The organism is Formosa agariphila KMM 3901, from assembly GCF_000723205.1.
GTDB classification, from domain to species: domain Bacteria; phylum Bacteroidota; class Bacteroidia; order Flavobacteriales; family Flavobacteriaceae; genus Formosa; species Formosa agariphila.
Genome location: NZ_HG315671.1, coordinates 2,245,760 through 2,269,823, shown reverse-complemented (window position 1 = coordinate 2,269,823; position 24,064 = coordinate 2,245,760). Strand labels below are relative to the sequence as shown.

The window sequence follows — 24,064 nt, the reverse complement described above, 5'->3', positions numbered from 1 at the left end:
TCTATTATTAATGTAATTCCTTTTTTAGGAATTGTGCTGTATAACTTTTTTTGTGTTTTGCGACTTCTTCAGGAGTGCCTTCAACAATCACTTTTCCACCACCTTTTCCGCCTTCGTAACCAATATCTATAATGTGGTCTACAGTTTTTATAACATCTAAATTGTGTTCTATAATTAACACTGTGTTGCCTTTGTCTGCAAGTTTATTTAATACAATCATAAGCACACGTATATCTTCAAAATGAAGTCCGGTAGTAGGTTCATCTAGAATATAAAATGTGTTTCCGGTATCGCGTTTACTTAATTCTGTTGCTAATTTAATACGTTGTGCTTCTCCTCCGGAGAGGGTTGTACTTTGCTGTCCTAAGGTGATGTATCCCAATCCAACATCTTGGATGGTTTTTACTTTTTTATGAATTTTAGGAATATTCTCAAAAAACGGAACGGCATCGTTTATCGTCATGTTAAGTACATCACTAATCGATTTTCCCTTATATCTAATCTCTAAAGTTTCTCTGTTAAAACGCTTTCCTTGACATGTTTCGCACTCCACATAAACGTCGGGAAGAAAGTTCATTTCTATTACGCGTAAACCTCCACCTTGGCACGTTTCGCAACGTCCACCTTTAACGTTGAAACTAAAACGACCTGGTTTATAGCCACGAATCATGGCTTCGGGAATCTTTGCAAACAAACTTCTAATTTCTCCAAAAACACCAGTGTACGTTGCCGGATTACTACGTGGTGTTCTACCAATTGGCGATTGATTAATATCGATAACTTTATCTAAATGTTCTAAACCTTTTATGCTTTTATAAGGCATTGGTTTTTTTACGCCATTAAAGTAATACGCATTTAAAATAGGGTATAAGGTTTCATTAATTAATGTGGATTTACCACTTCCTGAAACACCTGTTACACCAATCATTTTTCCTAAAGGAAATGAAACGCTTACGTTCTTTAAGTTATTTCCTGTACATCCTTTTAAGGTTAATAGGTGTCCGTTACCTTCACGACGTTTTTTAGGAACTTCAATTTCTTTGGTGCCGTTTAGATAATCTGCAGTTAAGGTATGTTGTTTTAATAATTCGGCAGGCGTACCTTCACTAATTATTTCACCACCATAACGCCCTGCTTTTGGTCCGATATCAATCACGTAATCTGCACGTTCTATCATGTCTTTATCGTGTTCAACTACGATAACAGAATTCCCAACATCACGAAGTGCAACTAAAGAATTTATTAATTTTTCGTTGTCACGCTGATGTAACCCAATACTAGGTTCGTCTAAAATATAGAGTACACCAACCAATTGAGAACCAATCTGGGTTGCTAATCGAATACGTTGTGCTTCTCCACCAGAAAGTGATTTAGAACTTCGGTTTAATGATAGATAATCTAAACCAACATCTAATAAAAACTGAAGACGTGTGGTAATCTCTTTTATAATTTCTTCTCCAATTTGTAATTGTTTAGAAGATAAGTGTGTGTTTAAATCTTTAAACCAAACAGATAAATCGCTAATATCTTTATTTGCTAATTCAGCTATGTTTAAGCCATTGACTTTAAAATAAAGCGATTCTTTTCTAAGTCGTGTGCCATGACATTCGCCACAATCCACTTTGTCCATATAGTCTTTAGCCCAACGTTTTAATGATGTGGTTTGAGCATTTTCGTACTGACTTTCAATAAAATTAGCAACACCTTCAAAATCTATTTTATAATCGCGTGTAATTCCCAAAGTTTTACTTTCAACAGAAAACTTTTCTTTTCCGCCGTATAAAATCATGTGTTTAGCAGCCTCAGGAATGTCTTTATACGCATCGGTTAAATTAAAATTGAAACGCTGCGCGATAAGTTGCAATTGCTTGAAAATCCAACTATTTTTCTCGGGACCGTGTGGTGCTAACGCTCCAGATTTAATCGATAATGTTGGGTCTGGAATAATTTTAGATTCATTAACCTGATACAATTGACCAATACCATTACATTTTGGACAAGCACCTTTTGGGGAATTAAATGAAAAATTATTAGGTTCTGGATTTGGATAAGAAACTCCGGTTGATGGACACATAAGCAAACGACTAAAATAACGTGCTTCTTGGGTGTCGTGATCAATAACCATTAAAATATCATCGCCATGATACATGGCTGTTTTTATGGTTTCGGAAAGTCTTTTGTCATTGTCGGCAGTCGTATCGATTTTTAAACGATCGATAACAATTTCTATATCATGTGTTTTATAGCGATCTAGTTTCATGCCTTTTACTAGGTCACGAATTTCCCCATCTGTTCTTACTTTTACAAAACCTTGTTTGGCAATTTGTTCGAATAATTCGCGATAGTGTCCCTTTCTAGAACGAATAACAGGAGCAAGTATATTAATACGTTTTCCTTGATAGTCTTGTGTAATTAAATCTTTGATTTGCTCATCACTATAACTTACCATTTGTTCACCAGTGTTGTAACTATAAGCATCACTAGCTCTAGCATATAACAAACGTAAAAAATCGTAAATTTCTGTAATTGTTCCTACAGTAGATCGAGGAGATTTACTGGTTGTTTTCTGTTCAATAGCAATTACAGGCGAAAGTCCATCGATTTTATCAACGTCAGGACGCTCTAATCCGCCTAAAAACTGACGGGCATAGGCCGAAAATGTTTCAATATAACGGCGCTGACCTTCGGCATAAATTGTGTCGAAAGCCAAAGACGATTTTCCACTCCCCGATAAACCAGTAATTACAACTAGCTTGTCTCTAGGAATAGAAACGTCAATGTTTTTTAAGTTGTGCACTCGGGCACCTTTAACTTCAATATATTCTTCGAAATTGCTCATAGAAATGCAAAGTTTCAAATATACAGATTTTAAGATGAAAAAGGAAGCGAGTTGTGTCTTAGTAAACTGTTAAATATATTGCTGTTTTTTAAGGAGAAATTAAAGCCTTAACAAATACTTAATTTAAAATTAAGACAAAAAAAAAAGCTGATGTTTACACATCAGCTTTAGAATATATATTTAAAAAAGTGATTATTTACTTGTTACACGCATAGCTATTCTTCTATTTTGTGCACGTCCTTCTTCTGTTTCATTAGTGGCAACAGGGTGTTGTTGTCCGTAGCCTTCTGCTGATAAACGACCTGAATCAATTCCTTTAGCTACCATTTCTGCTACCACACTTTTAGCGCGATCTTCAGATAATTTTAAGTTAGCAGCAGGGTCTCCAGTATTGTCTGTATATCCGCCAATTTTAATAGCAACATTTGGGTATGCTTTTAAAATTTCTACAAGGTTAGATAATTGATTTTCAGATTCTGGTAACAAATTTGCAGATGCTGTAGCGAATAATAAATTATCGAAATCGAACCACGTGTTTTTATCTAAAACATTATCTGTGTTTGCTAACCACGTTGTTAACTGACTTTCTAATCCGTTAGCCGTTGCGTTTAAAGTTGTTCCATTTGGAAGTGTAACATCTACTAAATCCACTTTTGGTTCTATAACATCCACTTTAGTTTCTTCTACAACAACAGGAACATTGTTACGTACCACAGGAGTTTCTGGTTCTCCTTCGCAATTTCTAAGTAAGTAAAATATTAATAAAGCGGCAACAGCAATTAAAAATGGTAAAATCCATTTGTTTTTTTGCTTTGCAGGCGGAGGTGTTGGAGTAACAGGTCTTTTAATGTCTTTAATTTTTTCTTTCACTTCAGGTTTTAACTTGGTACCGTGACCAAGTAAAGCTTGTAATCCAGTAGGCGCAGCTTTTAAAATGTCGTCTTTCTGAGAAAATAAAGTTTTAACTAAACTTCCCGCACTAAATCCAGATTTACGAATATATCCTAAAATCATTGGTGCAGCCATCATCATTAATCTAGAAACAGAAGATTTTTTAACACCAGATGTACTACCTAATAGGTCAAATAACCCAGATTGTTTATTTCCAAATAACATGTTTAGCATACCAGAACCTGCTGCGATGGCAGATTTGTTTCCAGAATCGCTAAGTAAGGATGGTAAACTTGAAAGCACACTAGAGGCATCAAAATCTTTGCTATTGGCTAATCCTATAATGCCGTCTATTACATTGGTGTCGTTGGCATTGGTTAATAAGCCAGACAATAATGTTGGTATTGCACTCGACATAGCACTAGAGATTCCGGTTTCAGACTCTCCTAAAGCACTAGAGGCTTGAGAAATTAATTCGGGAGTAACATAATTACTTAATGATTTTAATAGATTGGTTTCCATGGTTTTATTGATTAAATTGTTTACTCAAATTTAACAAAATAATTCAATGAAAATTAAATATTATTAGATTTTACATAAAAATGATGTAAGAATAGCATTGCAAATTACAGAAATAATACTTTTTATACATATTCGGTATTTCTTAAATCATAATTATATAGGCTAAAACTATAGCTTTAATAGGGTTTGAGCTTTTAATACCAATATAGATAATGCTGAAATTTAAAAAACAGTAATTGTTAGTTATGTAATCTTTAAATTGAAAACAATAGTTTAGACATCTAGATTGCAGTTTTAATATCTGTAATTTCTAACCCGAGGAATAATAATTTATGAAATTCAGGAAGTTGAGCCCCTGTCTCAGTAGTCTTCCAGTTACTCCATGTTGCTTCTAAACCTTCTATAGGTAAAATTGAAACCCACATTTTAAATGCCGTAGGTTTATAATCGTTATCTAATAGCCACATATACGAATCTCCAGGTGTACTTCCTCCAGAGGCATACGAAATTAAAAGGCCTTGTTGGTTATTCTCCAACGGAATTAAACTACGTGTTGTGCCTGCATCGAAAACTTTGTACGGGGCAATTAGCCAAAAAGAATCGTTGTTAAAATATTCAACAGCCTTGTCAATATACTCCTTTGCATCAGCTGTTTGTAATGTATCGTTACTTATTGTAACCATACTTGAATGCGGTGCATTTATGTTTAAGTCAACTTTAATGTCTTTCCAATACACTTCACAAAAGTTTTCATTTTTTTTCCATTTAAAATGATGACGTTTGTTAAAGGTCCATTCAATATAATTGGTGTTTTTATATGCTTCATAATCTAAAGCTTCGAGCATTTTATTAGCTACAGTATCTGCTGCTTCCGTAGGTGTACCTTGTGGTAAGTCTTCGTTGTATTTAAAATAGATATACCCGAAAAATAATAGAGTGGGAAGCGTGAAGAATACAATAATTCCAGCAACGATTTTAAGAATTTTCTTAGGAGACATAACTATGATTTTATGACAAAATTACGGTTTTAAAATCCAATTGCGGTATCGTCTCCACGATAATCTGCACCAGCTTCTAAAGTTCCGTTTTTCAATTTTAAAATACCATCAACACGTCCAATAATAGGCGCATCTTTTTCATTAATCGGGTAGCCTTTGGCTTCCAGTTCTAAAATGGTATTTCGGTTAAATTTATTTGGTTCCATTAAAATTTCATCGGGCAACCATTGATGATGAAAACGTGGTGCATTTACAGCTTCTTGCATGCCCATATCGTATTCATGTACATTTAATATGGTTTGAAGTACACAGGTTATTATGGTTGAGCCACCAGGAGTACCAACAGACATGTATAAATCGCCATCTTTTTCTACGATAGTCGGTGTCATTGAACTTAACATGCGTTTTTGTGGTGCAATGCTATTTGCTTCAGCACCAATTAAACCGAACATATTGGGTTCGCCTGGTTTACTGCTAAAATCGTCCATTTCATTATTTAAAAAGAATCCCAATTCAGAGCAATACAATTTAGAGCCATAAGCACCATTTAAAGTGGTGGTGACTGAAATCGCATTTCCAAATTGATCGACAATAGAGTAGTGGGTGGTTTCATCGCTTTCTACAAGTTCTACATTACCATGTGTTAAAGACGATGATGCTGTGGCTTGATCGAAGGATACATTAGACATCCTATCTTTTAGATACGTATCACTTAACAGGGTTTCGGTTGGAATGGCAACAAAATCTGGGTCACCTAAATAGTAGCTTCTATCGGCATAAGCACGACGTTCTGCCTCGGTAATAATCTGAATGGCTTTTGTGCTGTTATGACCATATCTTTTTAAATTGTAAGGTTCTATCATTGTCATAATCTGACCCAAACAAATCCCGCCACTAGATGGTGGAGACATGGATATGATTTTTAAATCGTCGTAGTTAAAAACCACAGGAGTTCGCCATTTGGCTTCGTAATTTGCTAAATCGTCTTCAGTGATAATACCGCCATTATCTTGGATAAAATGGGCTAGAGTTTTTGCAATATCCCCTTTGTAAAAGCCATCTTTTCCAGTGGTCATAATTTTTTCTAAAGTAGTTGCTAACTTAGGATACTTTATAGTGTCGTTTGCTTTCCAATCGGCATCAAAAATAATAGTGTCTTTATTGGCTTCTTGGAATAAAGAACGTTTTGATTGAATATGAATGGCTTGCTTTTCGGTAACAATTACTCCGCGTTTCGCTAAGGCTATTACCGGTTCTAAAATTGTAGATACAGGTAACGTTCCAAATTTTTCATGCGCTGTGAACACACCAGCAACGGTTCCTGGAACTCCAATGGCTAGACTTCCAAGTGTACTTTTGTTTGGAATGACATTGCCAACTGAGTCCAGATACATGGTTTTTGTGGCAGCCATTGGTGCTTTCTCGCGATAATCTAAGGCTCCAATATCTCCGTTGTTTAATCGGTAAACCATAAATCCGCCACCACCTAAATTTCCAGCATAGGGATATGCTACTGCCAGTGCAAGTTCGGTTGCCATCATGGCATCGAAAACATTTCCGCCTTGTTTTAATATAGATGTTCCAATTAACGAGGCTTCCTTTCTTGCCGATACCACCATAGCTTTTTCGGCAATAACACCTGTTACTTTTGGTGTTGAGCTAGATTTTGATTCTTTACATGATGTTAGAATAAGTAATAGTAAGAGCGTATAGTAAATAGACTTCATATGGTATCTAAAAGGGAATTTAATTTATGATGAGAAAAGGTACGGAGTTCTTCAAAAAATGTTGTGAATTCGGCTTCAAATTCATCGTAATACATGCGTAATTCTTTAGTTGCTAAATGCATGTGAGACAGATTTTTGGTACGTTTGTCCATCCCGACAAGTACATCCTCAATGCCTTTAATATTCGAATAACTTACCAGCCAGTTTGCCTTTACCATATAAGGGAGAAGGTATTGCGTACGTTCGGGTAACGTATCGAAATTGTTTTGTAAAAGGGTATAAAACCATTGGGCTTCATCTTCTAAAGAGATTTCTGAATATTTACTCCAGTTTTTAGCTAAAAAGTGGTCGTAAAAAATATCAACTATAATCCCCGAATAATGGCCGTAATTTTTATGTAATCGTTTAGTGCTTTGCTTTACAATAGGATGAGCATCTGTAAATGTATCGATTTGGCGGTGAAGTAAAATGCCAACTTGAATGGCTTTAGGGAATTTTTTATAAGATTTTCCGGTAATCCCATTTCCATCAGCAATAAAATTTCCAATGGTGACCTTTTCTTTGGATTCTGAAAGATAAATGTGGGCTAAATAATTCATTTGGGGAATTTACAAATTCAAAATATAAGATTACCATATTGAAATATTATATTTGTTGAAACTTAAATTATTTTATGACACTAATTAAATCAATTTCAGGAATACGAGGTACCATTGGTGGTGCTATAGGAGATAATTTAACTCCAATTGATGCCGTTAAATTTGCAGCAGCTTATGGAACTTGGATAAAAAAACAACGTAACAAAGAAGATTATCGCGTGGTTGTTGGTCGTGATGCCCGAATTTCGGGAGAAATGATACAGAGTTTAGTAATGAATACCTTAATAGGGATGGGGATTCATGTGATAGATTTAGGTCTGTCTACTACACCAACTGTAGAGGTTGCTGTGCCGTTAGAACATGCCGATGGTGGAATTATTTTAACAGCAAGCCATAATCCAAAACAATGGAATGCTTTAAAATTATTAGATGCAAAAGGTGAATTTTTAAATGCTGAAGAAGGCGCAAAAATTTTAGAATACGCTGAAGATGATACTGTAGAATTTGCTGATGTTGATAATCTTGGGGAAATTTCTATAAATGATGCGTATATCGATATCCATATCGATGAAGTTTTAGATTTACCATTAGTAAACTTAGATGCCATAAAAGATGCTAAATTTAAAGTGGTTGTTGATGGTGTAAATTCTACCGGAGGAATTGCGATTCCTTTACTTCTAGAACGTTTAGGTGTAGAGCCTATAAAATTATTCTGTGAGCCAAACGGACATTTTCCTCATAATCCAGAGCCTTTAAAAGAACATTTAACAGATTTATCTGAGGCTGTTGTAAAAGAGCGTGCTGATTTCGGAATTGTAGTCGACCCAGATGTAGATCGTTTGGCGTTTATGGACGAAAATGGTGAGATGTTTGGAGAAGAATATACGCTTGTGGCCTGTGCCGATTATGTGTTGAGTAAGAATCCAGGAAACACGGTAAGTAATATGAGTTCTACACGTGCTTTAAGAGATGTTACAGAAAAACATGGCGGAACTTACGAAGCTAGTGCAGTTGGAGAAGTCAATGTGGTTACCTTAATGAAAAAGAACAACGTTGTAATTGGTGGTGAAGGTAACGGTGGTATTATTTATCCAGCGTTACATTACGGACGTGATGCTTTTGTTGGTGTAGCTCTATTTTTGAGTTTATTAGCAGAGAAAAAAATGTCGGTTAGTGCTTTAAAAGCATCCTACCCACAATATTATATGAGTAAAAAGAAAATTGCATTAACGCCTCAATTAGATGTTGATGGGATTTTAAAAGCAATGGAAGAAAAATATGCTTCTGAGCAAATTACGACTATAGATGGTGTGAAAATCGATTTCCCTACCAATTGGGTGCATTTACGTAAGAGTAACACAGAGCCAATAATTCGTATTTATACGGAAGCAGGAAGTCAAACAGAAGCCGATGCTTTAGCAGATCGTTTTATTGCTGAAATATCAGAAATTGCAGGTTTGTAATTTTTTAGAATAACAGATAAATTAAAGACCTCACAAGTTATAGAACTTTGTGAGGTCTTTTTTTTATTTAATATGGACGTCATACAGGACGTTTTTCAGCATCTCGTTCCGATTGATAAGCAATAACGATGTGAACCTGAAACAAGTTCAGGTTGACGAAAATTCAATTTTTTAGATAACTTTTTTACTGAAATTCCGCTGGTACCTTATCCCGATGCTTCCAACGCTTGTGTGTCCATAAATAATATTGCGGAGCTTCATAAATTTGTGCTTCAACCTTTCTTAGGAAGGTGTCTGTAATATCGTAATTATCGTATTCTTTAGCATTTTCGGCTATAAGTTCAAAAGTCGTTTCGTAATATCCGCGCTTTATGCGTTTTGTTTTAAAAAATACTACAGACATATCTATGCGTTTAGATAGCATTTCGGCACCCGTATACACAGGAACTTTTATACCCATAAATTCGGTCCAGTAATGAGCGCTTTGTATTTTAGGGGATTGGTCCGATACAAATCCGCAGATATTTAAATCACCGTTAACCTTAGCGCGCATTAGCGTAGGAACGGTTTCTTTGGTTGTAATAAGGTAACTGTCGTATTTGGCTCGTATTTTTTTAACTAATTTGTCAAAATAAGGATTTCGTAGTTTTTTATAAACCGCATAACCTTTAACATTGAAATAGGATTGCAACACGAAAATCCATTCCCAACTTCCGTAATGGGCACACATTAAAGCGATGCTTCTGTCTTTGTCTATCAAATCTTGAATAACATCTAAGCTCTGAAATTGGAAGCGTTTTTTCATTTCAGCATCAGAAATGGTTAACGATTTCATGGCTTCAACAGTCATATCACATAAATGATGATAAAATGCTTTTGTAATGCGTTTTTTTTCAGCTTCAGATTTATCAGGAAAAACTAAATCTAAGTTTTCTTTAACTGTTTTTTTTCTATAGCCAATTATATAATATAAAAGCACATACAAAAAATCTGAGAAAGCATACAACAGCCTAAATGGAAGTATAGATATTAGCCAAATAAATGGATAAATAAGAATATAAGCGAGAAATTGCATTATTTAGTTTTAGTTTTGCTGTAACAAATATATAGTATATTTGAATGATAAGATTATAGTTTATGGGTAATTTAAGTTTAGTGACTATTGTAATTATTGCAGCCAACGTTATTATTTCGTTGAAAGGGTTTAATGATTTTGGTTTTTTTGAGAAATATAAATTTAATGTAGGAGCTATAAATCGTGGTGAAAAAATTAGAATGTTTAGTTCTGGTTTTTTACATGTAGATACGTCTCATTTATTTTTTAATATGTTTACGCTTTATTTTTTCTCTGATGTAGTGGTAGCGTATTTAGGCAATTTCGGATTTATAGTTGTATATCTAGTGAGTTTAATTCTAGGTAGTTTATTATCGCTATACTTTCATAAAAATGAATATCAATACAGTGCTGTAGGAGCGAGTGGGGCAGTAACAGGAATTTTATATTCTGCTATTTTATTACAACCAAATATGAGTTTGTATATGTTTTTTATTCCCATTCCAATTCCTGCATATGTCTTTGGTATCGGATACTTATTGTATTCCATTTACGGGATGAAAAATAGGGTTGGTAATATTGGTCACGATGCCCACTTTGGAGGAGCTATTGGTGGTTTTGTAACGACTTTAGTATTATCGCCAATCTTGTTTAAAACTGATTTGTTAATGATTGGATTATTAATGATTCCAATTATTGCTCTTTTTGTACTGCATAAGACGGGGAAGCTTAATTGAGACGTTAATTTTGAGCACATAGTACTTAGTATTTAGAGAATATGCCAAGATATAAGAAGTAGGATTACGCTCAGATTATATTTAAATTTTAGTTTAAAATTGGTGGCAATTCGTGCTGATTTTTAACTTTCTCATTTCTCATTTCTCATTTCTCATTTCTCATTTCTCATTTCTAGCTTAATAGCTTTAATTATTAACGCTATCGATGCTGTTCGTTTACATTTTATTAATTTTTTCTATCTTAGAGTTTGATTAATAATGTATTATGAATCCGCTATAAGGTAAATGCGCTTTAAAACTGTAAATTACAATCAGAACTATCCATATGTTTTATGTGGTATATTTTTATTGTTTTTTAGTTGTTCTCCCAAATTTTCAGAGATACCACTTCCCATTGAAGATGTTAAAGAATTTTCGACTACCGGAGAACGGGTTTTAGAAGATAAATGGTGGATGGCCTTCGAAGACGAGCAACTCAATACGTTAATAGATAGTGCCATGCAGCGTAATTTCGATTTGGCTGCAACTTGGCAACAATTCTTAGCTGCGCAAGCAACAGTTTCCATAGAAACTTCAAATCTATGGCCTCAAATTGATGCTGGTGCTCAAACTGCGGAAAATTTTCCGCTTAATGATTTTACTGGAGGTGAAAATACACAAATAGGATTATCTGCATCTTACGAAATAGACTTATGGGGCCGACTACGAACGGCCGTTCAAGCGGAAAAATTTAGGGCAGAAGCCAACTTGTACGATTACCGAGCGGCAGCCATTTCCTTATCTGCCGAAATAGCAACAACATGGTACGAGTTACTTGCTGCTAAAAAACAATTACAAATTACCGACGACCAAATTCAGACGAATCAAGACATTATTAAACTGATGCGATCTCGTTTAGTTGGCGGACAAATACGTTCGGTAGATATTCTTAGGCAAGCGCAATTATTAGAGAGTACTAAAGAACAACATATAATTTACAGTACGAATTTACAAATTTTAGAAAATCGCTTAGCTGTACTCTTGGGGAGACAACCACAAGAATCCTTAGTGTTTTCAGAACACTTTTTTCCTAATTTACCAGAACTTCCGGCAACAGGATTGTCTTTAGAGCTGGTTCGTCGCAGACCAGATTTACAACAATCTTATGCTGTTTTACTTTCAGCGGACCGGGATATGGCTGCTGCTGTTCGGAATAAATATCCGAGAATTTCTATAAACATAGACGGACAACTACGCTCTAATAATTTCGCTAATCTTTTCGAAAACTGGGCCTATTCTCTAGCAGGAAATATATTGGCTCCGATTTTTTATGGCGGACAATTACAAGCAGAAGTCGAACGAGCAGAAGCCATCAAACAACAACGTTTATTTGAATATGGACAAACAACATTGGTCGCGTTTCAGGAAGTTGAAGACGGCCTTGTTCAAGAGGTAATGCAAAAGAAACGTACGGAAAATATTAACCGTCAGTTAGAACTATCCCAAAAAAGCAACAAGCAATTACGAATTGAATTTTTAAATGGATTTAGCCCGTATTTAGATGTGCTAATCGGTTTAAACCAAGAACAGCAATTGCGCCGTGATTATGTAGATGCACAATTACGTCAAATTCTCATGCGGATTAGATTGTATAGAGCTTTAGCAGGAAGTTTCGATACAGGACGAACACTTGAAGATTGATATAAAAGAACAGAACATTATGAATACTAAAAAAATACTTTGGATTTGCCTGGCCATTCTTGGGCTTGGTATACTCATTACTGTACTTATCTTTTCTACCGAGCCCGAGGCTAAACAAGAAGGTGCAAGTATTGAGACTGCTATTTTGGTAGACGTTGTCCCTGTAAAAAAAGGAACATTCAAGCCTACAATTGTGGCTACAGGAACTGTTCAGGCTGTAGAAGATATTAATTTAAGTCCGCTAGTTTCCGGTCAAGTTGTTCGTAGAGCCGCCGCTTTTACTCCGGGAGGATTTGTGAAAAAGAATCAGGTGCTGTTGCAAATCGATCCTTCAGATTATAGAAATACGTTAGCATTACGCCAGAGTGAACTTATGCAAATTCAGACCACGCTACATACAGAAATGGGACGCCAACAAATAGCAGAACAGGACTTAGAACTTATTGCCGGAGATTCTCTTTTTGGAGACAATCCTCTGTCGGAAGAAGAGCGTCAATTAGTGCTTAGGCAGCCACAGCTTAATGCGGTTAAAGCAAATATTTCGGCTGCTGAATCTTCTGTAAATCAAGCCCGATTAAATCTAGACCGTACGACAATTCGGGCGCCTTTCGACGCTCATATTTTAAGTCAGAATGTAACCCAAGGATCATTAGTGACACAAGGCGATGATTTAGGACGCTTGGTAGGGACAGATTTTTATTGGATTATGGCCACAGTGCCTGTAGGCAAGTTAAAATGGCTGAGTTTTCCAAATGAAGCAGACGAGCAAGGAGCTCTAGTTCGCATTGAAAATTCATCAGCCTGGAGTAAGGGCGCTTTCCGAGAAGGCTATTTAGATAAACAAATTGGAGCGCTTGATGGGCAAACACGATTAGCACGGGTTTTGGTAAAAGTTAGGGATCCTCTGGCAACAACATCAGAATTAAAAGGACAACCCAAACTCATGATAGGCACCTTTGTAGAGGTAAGTATACAAGCCGACCCCATAGAAAATGTAGTGAAACTGAGTCGAGATTATGTAAGAAGTAACGAAACGGTTTGGGTGATGAAAGCCGATAAATTAGAAATACGAAAGGTTGAAATTGTGTTAACAGATGATACACACGCTTATATAAGCGACGGATTAAAAGATAATGAACATGTGGTAATTACGGACCTAAGTACTGTAAGCGAAGGTATAGCATTACGAACAGCAAAGGAAGGACAGTAATCCAAATGCGATTATAAAACAATGGAAGAGCAGGACGATATACATAAAGGAAAGGTGAGACGAAAAGAAGGTGCCATAGCATATATGGCTCGGAATTCTATTGCGACTAATTTATTAATGTTGCTCCTTCTTGTTGGTGGTTTGTTTACCATGTACAACATTCAAAAAGAAGTGTTTCCTGAATTTCAACTTGATTTTGTAGAGGTTTCTGTAGCTTATCCGGGAGCCTCACCTGCCGAAGTCGAGCAAGGTGTATTGCAACCGGTAGAAGAAGCCGTAAGAGGCGTGCAAGGTATTAAAGAAATTGTGTCTGAAGCCAGTGAAGGTTCAGCAGAAATAAGTATTGAATTGGTGGCTGGATCAGAGCGTATGCAGGTCTTCCAGGATATTGACCAAGCGATTAATCGTATTCGAACGTTTCCAGACGATATTGAACGGCCCGAAGTGAGATTACAATCACGGCAACGCGATGTGCTTCAAATTGGACTTTATGGCGATGCCGATATTTGGACATTAAGAGAAGTTGCAGAACGGTTGCGGACTAGATTATTAAGTAATTCTGAAATCACTCAAGTCGAATTAGGAAATGTGCCGGAATACGAAACGCGCATTGAGATCCCAAGACAAACACTTCAGAAATATAATTTGACGCTAGGGCAAGTTGCAGCAATTATTCAACAAAGTAGTAACGATGTGCCTGCTGGAGCAATTCAAACGCAGAGTGGGGAGATTTTACTTCGTATGCAAGAGCGTAAGCAATGGGCTAAAGAATATGGAAATATTACCATAATATCATCGGAAGATGGTGGGAAAGTGACGTTAAATGATATCGCTACAATTACCGACGGTTTTGAAGAAACGGGCTTCCACGGACAATTCAATCAGCAGAATTATGTAGAACTTCGCATCTTTAGAATCGGAAATCAATCACCTTTAGATATCGCCGATATCACGATGGAGATTATGGAAGATTTTCAATTACCTCCAGAAATAAAATACCGAACAGATAGTAATCGCGCAGCCGACTATAAAGAACGCTTAACTTTATTAACAGAAAACGGTGTGCTAGCGGTAGTAATTGTGCTTATTATCTTGACACTGTTCTTAGAGTATCGTTTAGCCTTTTGGGTGATGATGGGAATGACTGTTTCGTTTATAGGAGGAATGATATTATTACCGTTAATAGGTGTTAGTGTGAATATGATTTCCATGTTTGGGTTTCTTGTTGTACTCGGAATTGTGGTCGATGATGCGATTGTAGTGGGTGAAAATGTGTACGAATATCGGCAGAAAGGCCTAAGTCCGATACAAGCTGCAATTGCGGGAGCAAAAGACGTGTCATTGCCTGTAACATTTAGTATAGTAACAACAATTATAGCGTTCGTTCCTTTATTATTTATGCCAGGCGAAACAGGGAAGTTTTGGCAACCACTTCCAGCTGTTGTTATTGTGATTTTAGCCGTGTCTTTACTTGAAGCGCTGTTTATTTTACCGTCTCATTTAGGTCATCTTAAAAAGAAAAAAAACAAAAATAAGTGGGTCGAAAAACTAGAAGGTTGGCAACAGTCTTTCGCAAAAGGTTTCGATAAACTTATCGATAAGCATTACCGACCATATTTGGATATCTGTTTAAAATATAGATATATCACGCTTAGTGCAGCCCTAGCTCTTTTATTAGTTGTGGGTGGTTACGGACTTAGTGGCCATATGGGAATGATTATGATGCCTGAAGTGGCGGCCGACGAAATTGAGGCAGGAGTGCGTTTGCCCGTGGGAACAACGCCAGACCAAGCTGCTAAAGTAGCACATAACATTTCGGAATCGACGCAGCGTATGTTCGAAGAGCATAATCTTTATGAAGTTGCTGAAGGGATAAAAACCAACGTGCGCGGTCAGAATTTTATTGATGTAGAAATAGTGATGTTACCGCCTGATGAACGTGATATTACTGCAGCTGAAATGATTGCTTTGTGGCGCGATAATATTGGTGATATCGAAGGTGTAGATCAAATTACATTTGAAGCCGAACGTGGGCCAGGTGGCGCACGTCAAGATATTAGTGTCGATTTGAGTCATTCGGATATTGATGTTTTAGAACGGGCCAGTAAAGCTTTTGTAGAACGTATGGATGCCTTTACAAATACTCGAGATGTTACAGATAATTACAATAAGGGTAAAATGCAATACGACTTTAAATTGTTGCCACAAGGTCGGAATTTAGGACTCACATCAGATGAAGTTGGGCGTCAGGTTCGGAATGGTTTTTTTGGTGCTTTAGCGTTGCGGCAATTACGTGGAATGAATGAAATTGAGATTCGTGTAAAATTACCCATAGAAGAACGTAAGGATATTAAAAATCTAGAAAAATTTCTCATACAAACGTCTGATGGTGTTGAGGTGCCTTTAATGGATGTGGTCGAAATTGAAGAACATGAAGCCTTTAGTACCATTAATAGGAGAGATGGTAGACGCGTTGTAAATGTAGGTATGGATGTCGAACCAGCCAATGCCGCTGGACGTGTTATTGCCTCCATTCAGAAGGAAACCTTACCACAACTACGAGCAGATTTCCCGGGTATTACGTGGACTTTTGAAGGGAGCCAGGCAGATATGCGGGAAAGTACCGGTACGTTACGATTAGGATTTTCGATTGCCATGTTGCTTATTTATGCGTTGCTAGCCATTGCGTTTCAAAGTTATATTCAACCTATAATTGTTATGACAGCTATTCCGTTTGGAATCGTGGGTGCTGTTATTGGTCATATTTTATTGGGTTACGATTTGTCTTTGGTGAGTTTAATGGGGGTAATTGCCTTGTCCGGTGTTGTAGTAAATGATTCTTTGATTATGATAGATTATGCAAATAAGCGACGGAAAGAAGGAGATAGTATTTATGAATCCATTCACGAGGCCGGTTTGAGACGATTTCGTCCTATTATTTTAACCACAATGACCACATTTGGAGGGTTAGCGCCAATCATTTTAGAATCGTCAAGTCAAGCGATGTATTTAATTCCGATGGCCATTTCATTAGGATTTGGGATTGTATTTGCCACAGCGATTATACTCGTTATTGTGCCGTGTTTATATTTAATTTTAGAAGATATCCGCTTGCTGATACTAAAAGGAGAAACGGTGAAAGAGGTTGACGTAATGGAAGAGTAGGGCATAGATTAAAGCTAATGTGGAGAGATAATTAGGCGTTGGTATGGAATCCTAAACCAAGAATTGAGACTGCGGCATACAATACATTTAGATTATAAAATAAAAATGCTGTAAATATTATTTTATAACATCCTTAAACCCATAGAAAAAGCCTCCACATTTAAATAAACATGAAGGCTTTTAATCGGATTAGGAATTATACATCTAGTTTAATAACTGTCCAATTTTATCTTCTAAAGCTTGTCCTCTTAAACCTGAAGCAATAATTCTACCTTCTGCATCAAGAATGTATGTTGCAGGAATAGCTTGAATATTAAATTGCTTAGCAATTGGGTCGTTAAAATAGTCTAAGTTAGACACTTGGTGCCATGCTAAACCATCTTTTTCAATTGCAGCAATCCATTCTGCTTTTGCGTCTTTTTGTCTAGGCGTTCCATCTAAAGATACCCCTAAAATTTCTAAACCTTTCTCGTTGTATTTATTATAAACCTTAACTAAGTTCGGATTTTCTTTTCTACAAGGTCCACACCAAGCTGCCCAAAAATCGATAATAGTTACTTTTCCTTTTACATCGCTTAAAGCAATTGTTTTTCCTTCAGGGTTAGGAGCAGAGAAGTCTTTAACTACACTACCAACAGCCGTTGCACTTTGTGCAGCTAAAGATTCAGCAATTGTTTTACCAACACGTGTGTTTTTTATATCGTCTGTGAAATTATCGTAAATAGATTGTTTTTCTTCAAAACTTACTTTCTGATTCGCTAAATGACGTTCTAATATTAATACTGAAACTACAGCATCATTATTTTTTTTCATAAAGTCTAAATCGTAAGCTAAGTTATCGTCTACCATAGACATATAACGTGCTTGAATTTCTGCAACTAATGCTGTATCTTGACTTTGTTGTGCTGTTCTAAATTCTGTACTTAAGGCTTGGTTTTGTTTTTGAAGCCCAACCATATATTCTTGGTAGGTATTAAATACTTTATTTTCTTTACCTCCTTGAACGCGAGCATTAAAAATACTATCGCTGTTAATGTCAACCGTCATGGTTTCATTTTCAATAATTACAGGCACAGCACCTCTAACTTGATCAATCTGAATAAAATAGATGTCTGGAGAATCTACAGATCCTTCAAAAACAGCTTTACCATCTGTAATTGTTGTAGAATCGATTACTTCTTGTTTCTGACCTTCAACTTTTAATAATTTTACAGCTTTACCATTAGAGGCATCGTTAAACGAGGCATTTATAGCAAACCCATTTTTTTCTTCAGCACAAGAAAATGCTAAAGCTACTAGTCCTAGTAGAGCAATCTTTTTAAACATATTAAGTTTTATTTATAATTTCGCACAAATATAACAGAATTAATACTGAAATTCTGTTAAGATTAAGATAAGACTATAATCATATAATTTTAATGAATATGTTTACTTTTGCAGTATGAACTATAACGATACAATTATTGCTTTAGCGACACCTTCAGGTGCAGGTGCTATTGCTGTTATACGCTTATCTGGTAAAGATGCTATACGTTTAGCAAGCGAGTCTTTTAAATCTGTTAGCGGAAAAACATTAGGAAATCAAGCAACACACACCATTCATTTAGGACATGTTTTAGATGGACCTCGTGTTATTGATGAGGTTTTGGTGTCTATTTTTAAAAATCCAAAATCGTATACAGGAGAAGATGTTATTGAAATATCGTGTCATGGTTCGCAATATATTCAGCAAGAAATTATTCAGTTATTTCTTAGAAAGGGATGCCGTATGGCAGATGCGGGAGAATTTACTTTACGTGCCTTTTTAAACGGAAAATTAGATTTAAGTCAGGCAGAAGCTGTAGCCGATTTAATTTCGAGTGATAATGAAGCTTCTCACCAAATCGCGATGCAACAAATGCGTGGCGGATTTTCTTCTGAAATTGCAAAACTTCGTGAAGAACTTTTAAACTTCGCCTCGTTAATAGAATTAGAGTTAGACTTTGCTGAAGAAGATGTAGCCTTTGCAGATCGCACACAATTCAGGGAACTTATTACGCGAATCACGTTTGTCTTGAAACGTTTAATCGATTCGTTCGCGGTTGGAAACGTGATTAAAAACGGAATTCCAGTCGCCATTGTTGGAGAACCCAATGTTGGAAAATCGACATTATTGAATGCTCTATTGAATGAAGAACGTGCTATAGTAAGTGATATTGCTGGAACTACACGAGATACCATAGAAGATGAATTGAGTATAGGCGGCATCGGGTTCCGTTTTATAGATACGGCTGGTATTCGAGAAACTACAGATGTTGTTGAAGGTTTAGGAATTAAGAAAACCTTTGAAAAAATTGAACAATCTCAAGTCGTTGTGTTTTTAGCAGACGGAACGAAATTAGATTCAGAGACAAAAATTCATGTCTTTAAAATTGAAATTGAGAAAGTCAAGAATAAGTATCCTTTAAAACCTATGGTGATTATTGTGAATAAAGTTGACCAGTTAGATGATTCAACGATTTCGCATTTAAAAGACGTCCTTCCAGAACTTCATTTGTTATCTGCAAAAACAGGTTTAGGAGTAGAAGAATTAAAAACAAAACTTTTAGATTTTGTTAATACAGGCGCTTTAAGAAACAACGAAACCATAGTAACTAACACCAGACATTACGATGCCTTATTAAAAGCATTCGAGGAAATTCAGAAAGTTCAACACGGCTTAGATACCGATTTATCTAGCGATTTAATGGCGATTGATATCCGTGAGGCTTTGTATCATTTTGGTGTTATTACTGGTCAAGTGACTAACGATGAATTACTAGGTAATATTTTTGCTAATTTTTGTATCGGGAAATAAATTACGTTTCTTATGGTTTACTTTAGTTTCTTTTTGTTGATAATCAGCGTGTTATATGGAATAGTATTTTCTTTATAATTCCTTTATTATTATATTTGGTACCTCACATGTACCGCATTTATAAAATATGTAGTACAAATGTACCACATTATGAAAATATCGCTTATAGAAAGGAAATTATCGAGTGGCAAAATTAGCTTACTTATAGAATACTATAAAGGTTCGGAAATATCTCCAGAAGGAAAAAGGAAACACATAAGAGACCGAGAAAACTTAAAATTGTATTTATTTAGTGATCCTAAAAATGCTATTGAAAGAAAAGAGAATAAAGAGACACGGTTATTGGCCAAAAAAATTCTGGCTATTCGGGAAGCAGAATACTACCAAGGTAAGTTTGATTTAAAAAACACAACAAAAGGTAAAAGACGATTTTTAGACTTCTTTAAAGAGAAGGTGGAAGAACGGTATGAAAGTCCTAAAAACTATGGTAACTGGACTGCTGCATTCATTCATTTGGAGCGTTGTGTTTCGACGAATACTGTGTTCGACGACATTGATGAAAATTTCGTGAACAACGTTCGTAAATATTTTGACAAGAAAGCACACACTAAAAGTGATTTACCGTTATCCCTTAATTCAAAATATTCATACTTCAATAAATTTAAAGCTGCTTTAAGAGCTGCTTTTGATGAAGGTTATTTGTCAATTAACTATGCTACAAAAGTAAAATCTTTCGAACAGGCAGAAAGTCAGAGAGAATATCTTACATTCCAAGAATTACAAAATTTGGTTAATACAAAATGTAAATATGAAGTTTTAAAACGGGCTTTTTTATTTTCGTGTTTATCCGGTTTAAGATGGTCAGACATCAATGCGATGACTTGGTCTGAAGTACGTGATGAGGATAATACGAGCCGTGTTAACTTTAGACAAAAGAAAACGGATGGCGTAGAATATCTATATATCTCAAAACAAGCACGCCAATTGTTAGGTAATCGTCTTTCGTCTAATGATCGCGTATTTGTAGGTCTCAAATATTCAGCAGTTTATAATAATGAAATTGTGAGGTGGTGTAATCGCGCAGGAATTTCCAAGCATATTACATTCCATAGTGCGAGGCACACAAATGCTGTTTTACTATTAGAAAATGGAGCAGATATCTATACAGTATCTAAGCGTTTGGGACATAGAGAAATTAGGACTACAGCCATTTATGCCAAAATTGTAGATCAAAAAATGAAAGAAGCTTCTAACCTAATTCCTGAATTTAATGTAGAGTTCTAGCTTTATGTTTATCATTTCTAGAAGAAATTCTGTCGATTTTATTAATATTTTACTGTTAATATATTGATTTTGTTGTTAATAACTTTTTTTATTCAAATTTCTATAAATTTTATTGAATGGTAAAAACCCACATTTAATATCAAATAAAATTTTATCAAATATTATTTACCTATTTATACGAGTTTTTGTTATAATTAATTAGTAATCAGTAATTTGTTAAGAACTAATCGTCTTAATAAACCTCCTTTGTTTGCTTGTTTTATACCTTTATTTCTATAATCTCATAAGAGAAAACAAGTGCGCTCTTGTTCATTTTATTAATTCTTAAACCTAAGAAAATGGACAATATTTTAATATTAGAACGATTAGCTCGTTTAGAGAAACTATTAGTAGGACATAAGGAGGTGTTAACCTTCGAGGAAACCTGTGACTATACAGGTATATCTAGAAGTTATTTATATAAATTAACGGCTTCTGGCACAATTCCACACTCAAAACCCAATGGTAAGATGATTTTTTTCGAAAAGGATAAAGTCGTAGAGTGGTTACTTCAAAATAAACGAAAATCCAAACAGGAAATTCACGAACAGGCTTTAGAGTATGTACTCAAACATAAACTAAAGTAATTTCTACTTCATAAAACTAATTATTCATGCTTAAAATACTTTAAGCTAAATACCTCTTATTATGATAAAGATACCATATGTTCGTGTGGGGACTTCCTATTACAAAATGGTTAAAGCACCCACTATTGCTGGTCATTTTAATGAATTTCTTGTGCATTGGAATATGGAAACCATAAAACAAGATCACGGAAAAAATTATTTAAGTAAAATCTCTAAATATGATGGTTTTACTTGTATTCCAAATCACATCGATTTTAAACCGGAATATTTAGGATTCTATAACACTTATTCGCCTTTAAGTAACATTCCAAAAGCTGGTGATTGTTATGAGACACTCGGTTTTCTGAAACATATCTTTGGAGATCATTTTTCCTTAGGGTTAGATTATCTGCAGCTCTTATATCAAAAACCTGTTCAAATCTTACCCATTTTATGCCTGGTATCCAAAGAACGTGTTACAGGAAAAAGTACGTTTCTAAAATGGATGAAAGCCATCTTTGAAAACAACCTAACTTATTTAACTAACGATAGTTTTAGCAGTCAGTTTAATGCCGATTGGGCAAACAAATTATTGATTTGTATAGATGAAGTACTATTCAATAAAGAAGAATTAACAGAGCGTATTAAATATTTAAGTACTACAAATATAAATAAATTGGAAGCCAAAGGTAAAGACAAACGTGAAGTTGAGTTTTTTGGAAAGTTCATTTTATGTAGTAATAATGAAACCAATTTCATAAAGATCGATGCCAATGAAACCCGATTCTGGGTTTTAAAAATTCCTGTTATAAAAAAGGAACGTATTGATTTACTACAAGGACTTATTGAAGAAATACCAGCCTTTCTAAATTTCCTAAATACTAGAGAACTAGAATCTCAAAATATCACTCGCATGTGGTTCACGCCTAGACAAATAAAAACTCCTGCTCTTTTAAGGTTAGTGCAAAATAATAGAAATCGTGTAGAAAAGGAATTGGCCAGTATTCTGTTCGGAATTATAGAAAAGTTTGAGTTAGAAGAAATTCAGTTGTGTCCAATGGATGCGTTAAGTGCTTTAAACAGAACACGAGTAAAAACCGACTTGACTCAACTTAGGCGGCTACTGAAACACGATTGGAATTTAACCAATCAGCCGAACTCTAACAGCTATCAAAAATTTATGATTTTACAGGATGGTACTGAGATTTTAACCGAAAATAAGGGGCGTTATTTTACCATTACAAAAGAGTTTTTACTTGAAAATTTTGATGAAACGATGACAGGATTGTAAAACCCTAGTATTTACAAGGGTTAAGCTGTCATCAAAATACTCATCAAACGGTCATCAAAATAGAAAATGATGACAAGAACTAAAAATTAAAATATAAAAATGATGAAACGATGAATTATTGATGACTTGATATTTCTTGGTATAGATAGAGATTCAAGGGGTTGTCATCAATTCATCAAAAAAAATCTAAAAACATATTGCCTTATGAAAACAAAAAAACTAACCTGTGAAACTGCCCGATCATTATCTATAATGGAAGCCTTAGCTATGCTTGGCCACTTTCCTTCTCGAGAACAACAACAAGACGCCTGGTTTCTTAGTCCATTTCGTACAGAAACCCACGCGTCATTAAAGGTGTCAAAACAATTAAACCGTTGGTATGATCACGGCATAGGTAAAGGCGGAAACATCATTGATTTGGTATGTGCCATTTTAAAAATTTCTGTAGCAGATGCCTTGCTTATCCTAGCCAAATTAAAAACAGTGAATTATGAAATAAGGCCACCAATCCATACTAATAAAAATCAGTCCTCTAAATTAAAAATTTTAGAAACAAAAGAGATTCAGCATGGAGCACTAATTACATATCTGAAGAAAAGGAAAATCCCTTATGCATTGGCCAAACAGTTTTGTAAAGAAGCCCATTTTCAATTGGGATCAAAACATTTATTTTCAATTGGTTTTGAAAATATTTCAGGAGGCTGGGAATTACGTAATCCCTATTTTAAAAGTTGTACTTCTCCCAAAGATATTACGCATCTCCAAATTGGAAGTAAAGCACTTGTGATAACTGAAGGTATGTTCGATTTTCTCTCCATACTAACAGCATTCCCAAAAATGAAAACTTCAAGAGACTTTTTAGTATTGAATTCCCTAAGTCTCATAAAACTGACCTGGCCCATTTTAGAAAACTATGATACGGTTGAACTTTATTTAGATCGCGATCAAGCAGGACGAAAGGCAACAGCTCTGTATTTAGAAAAACATTGTAATACAAATTGTATTGATAAATCAATTATTTATAGTGGTTATGGCGACGTAAATGATTGGCTTATAAAACGAAAACTTGAATTGAAGTAGAGCGTAAAGCAAGATGTGTGGCTGTGGCCACAAACCTTGCTTTACTCCCGATGGTCGCAAAGAAAATAAATAGAACAAAACAA

17 protein-coding genes are annotated in these 24,064 nt (G+C 35.3%); 10 read left to right on the top strand and 7 right to left on the bottom strand.

Annotated elements, in window-relative coordinates:
- Positions 1-7: 7 nt before the first annotated feature.
- The 5 genes from uvrA to BN863_RS09750 form a co-directional block, all read right to left on the bottom strand.
- Positions 8-2,839, bottom strand: a complete 2,832-nt coding sequence (uvrA, locus tag BN863_RS09770) for an excinuclease ABC subunit UvrA (protein ID WP_038530024.1) — start codon at positions 2,837-2,839, stop codon at positions 8-10.
- 192 nt (positions 2,840-3,031) lie between these two features.
- The gene (locus BN863_RS09765; RefSeq protein WP_051774676.1) at positions 3,032-4,252 is read right to left on the bottom strand and encodes a DUF937 domain-containing protein; all 1,221 of its coding nucleotides are present in this window, start codon (positions 4,250-4,252) and stop codon (positions 3,032-3,034) included.
- A gap of 281 nt (positions 4,253-4,533) precedes the next feature.
- Complete coding sequence (locus BN863_RS09760) at positions 4,534-5,250, bottom strand: hypothetical protein (RefSeq protein ID WP_038530022.1); 717 nt, start codon at positions 5,248-5,250, stop codon at positions 4,534-4,536.
- 29 nt (positions 5,251-5,279) lie between these two features.
- A complete protein-coding gene (ggt, locus tag BN863_RS09755; RefSeq protein WP_038530019.1) occupies positions 5,280-6,977 on the bottom strand; it encodes a gamma-glutamyltransferase in 1,698 nt (565 codons plus the stop codon).
- On the bottom strand, positions 6,974-7,576 hold the full coding sequence (locus BN863_RS09750) for an acyl carrier protein phosphodiesterase (protein ID WP_038530017.1): 603 nt from the start codon (positions 7,574-7,576) through the stop codon (positions 6,974-6,976). Before BN863_RS09750 ends, ggt begins: the two co-directional genes overlap by 4 nt.
- 74 nt (positions 7,577-7,650) lie before the next feature.
- On the opposite strand from BN863_RS09750, the gene glmM reads away from it, so the two are divergent.
- Positions 7,651-9,039, top strand: coding sequence for a phosphoglucosamine mutase (glmM, locus tag BN863_RS09745; protein ID WP_038530015.1), 1,389 nt, complete (start codon positions 7,651-7,653; stop codon positions 9,037-9,039).
- Between the two features lie 184 nt (positions 9,040-9,223).
- Here the strand turns inward: glmM and BN863_RS09740 are convergent, their stop codons facing one another.
- Positions 9,224-10,114: a lysophospholipid acyltransferase family protein gene (locus BN863_RS09740; protein ID WP_038530013.1), complete on the bottom strand. Its 891-nt coding sequence runs from the start codon at positions 10,112-10,114 to the stop codon at positions 9,224-9,226.
- Between the two features lie 62 nt (positions 10,115-10,176).
- Between BN863_RS09740 and BN863_RS09735 the strand changes: the two genes are divergently transcribed.
- The 4 genes from BN863_RS09735 (at position 10,177) to BN863_RS09720 (ending at position 16,885) form a co-directional block, all read left to right on the top strand.
- Positions 10,177-10,830, top strand: a complete 654-nt coding sequence (locus BN863_RS09735; protein WP_038530011.1) for a rhomboid family intramembrane serine protease — start codon at positions 10,177-10,179, stop codon at positions 10,828-10,830.
- A gap of 285 nt (positions 10,831-11,115) precedes the next feature.
- On the top strand, positions 11,116-12,510 hold the full coding sequence (locus tag BN863_RS09730) for a TolC family protein (RefSeq protein WP_051774674.1): 1,395 nt from the start codon (positions 11,116-11,118) through the stop codon (positions 12,508-12,510).
- A 19-nt stretch (positions 12,511-12,529) separates the two neighbouring features.
- A complete protein-coding gene (locus tag BN863_RS09725) occupies positions 12,530-13,720 on the top strand; it encodes an efflux RND transporter periplasmic adaptor subunit (protein ID WP_038533438.1) in 1,191 nt (396 codons plus the stop codon).
- A gap of 21 nt (positions 13,721-13,741) precedes the next feature.
- The gene (locus tag BN863_RS09720; RefSeq protein ID WP_038530009.1) at positions 13,742-16,885 is read left to right on the top strand and encodes an efflux RND transporter permease subunit; all 3,144 of its coding nucleotides are present in this window, start codon (positions 13,742-13,744) and stop codon (positions 16,883-16,885) included.
- Positions 16,886-17,089: 204 nt separating this feature from the next.
- Here the strand turns inward: BN863_RS09720 and BN863_RS09715 are convergent, their stop codons facing one another.
- Entirely contained in the window at positions 17,090-18,211 is a 1,122-nt protein-coding gene (locus BN863_RS09715; RefSeq protein ID WP_038530007.1) for a TlpA disulfide reductase family protein, read from the bottom strand.
- A 115-nt stretch (positions 18,212-18,326) separates the two neighbouring features.
- Here BN863_RS09715 and mnmE point away from each other — a divergent pair, with 115 nt between their 5' ends.
- The 5 genes from mnmE to BN863_RS09690 all read left to right on the top strand — a co-directional run bounded on the left by mnmE (position 18,327) and on the right by BN863_RS09690 (position 23,981).
- Positions 18,327-19,721 carry a tRNA uridine-5-carboxymethylaminomethyl(34) synthesis GTPase MnmE gene (gene mnmE, locus BN863_RS09710; RefSeq protein WP_038530004.1) on the top strand — a complete coding sequence of 465 codons (1,395 nt, stop codon included), beginning with the start codon at positions 18,327-18,329 and terminating at the stop codon, positions 19,719-19,721.
- Between the two features lie 150 nt (positions 19,722-19,871).
- Positions 19,872-21,005: a site-specific integrase gene (locus tag BN863_RS09705; RefSeq protein ID WP_038530001.1), complete on the top strand. Its 1,134-nt coding sequence runs from the start codon at positions 19,872-19,874 to the stop codon at positions 21,003-21,005.
- Between the two features lie 338 nt (positions 21,006-21,343).
- Positions 21,344-21,631, top strand: a complete 288-nt coding sequence (locus tag BN863_RS09700) for a helix-turn-helix transcriptional regulator (RefSeq protein ID WP_038529998.1) — start codon at positions 21,344-21,346, stop codon at positions 21,629-21,631.
- A 61-nt stretch (positions 21,632-21,692) separates the two neighbouring features.
- Complete coding sequence (locus tag BN863_RS09695; protein ID WP_038529995.1) at positions 21,693-22,901, top strand: primase-helicase family protein; 1,209 nt, start codon at positions 21,693-21,695, stop codon at positions 22,899-22,901.
- 204 nt (positions 22,902-23,105) lie between these two features.
- On the top strand, positions 23,106-23,981 hold the full coding sequence (locus BN863_RS09690) for a toprim domain-containing protein (protein ID WP_038533437.1): 876 nt from the start codon (positions 23,106-23,108) through the stop codon (positions 23,979-23,981).
- Positions 23,982-24,064 lie beyond the last annotated feature (83 nt).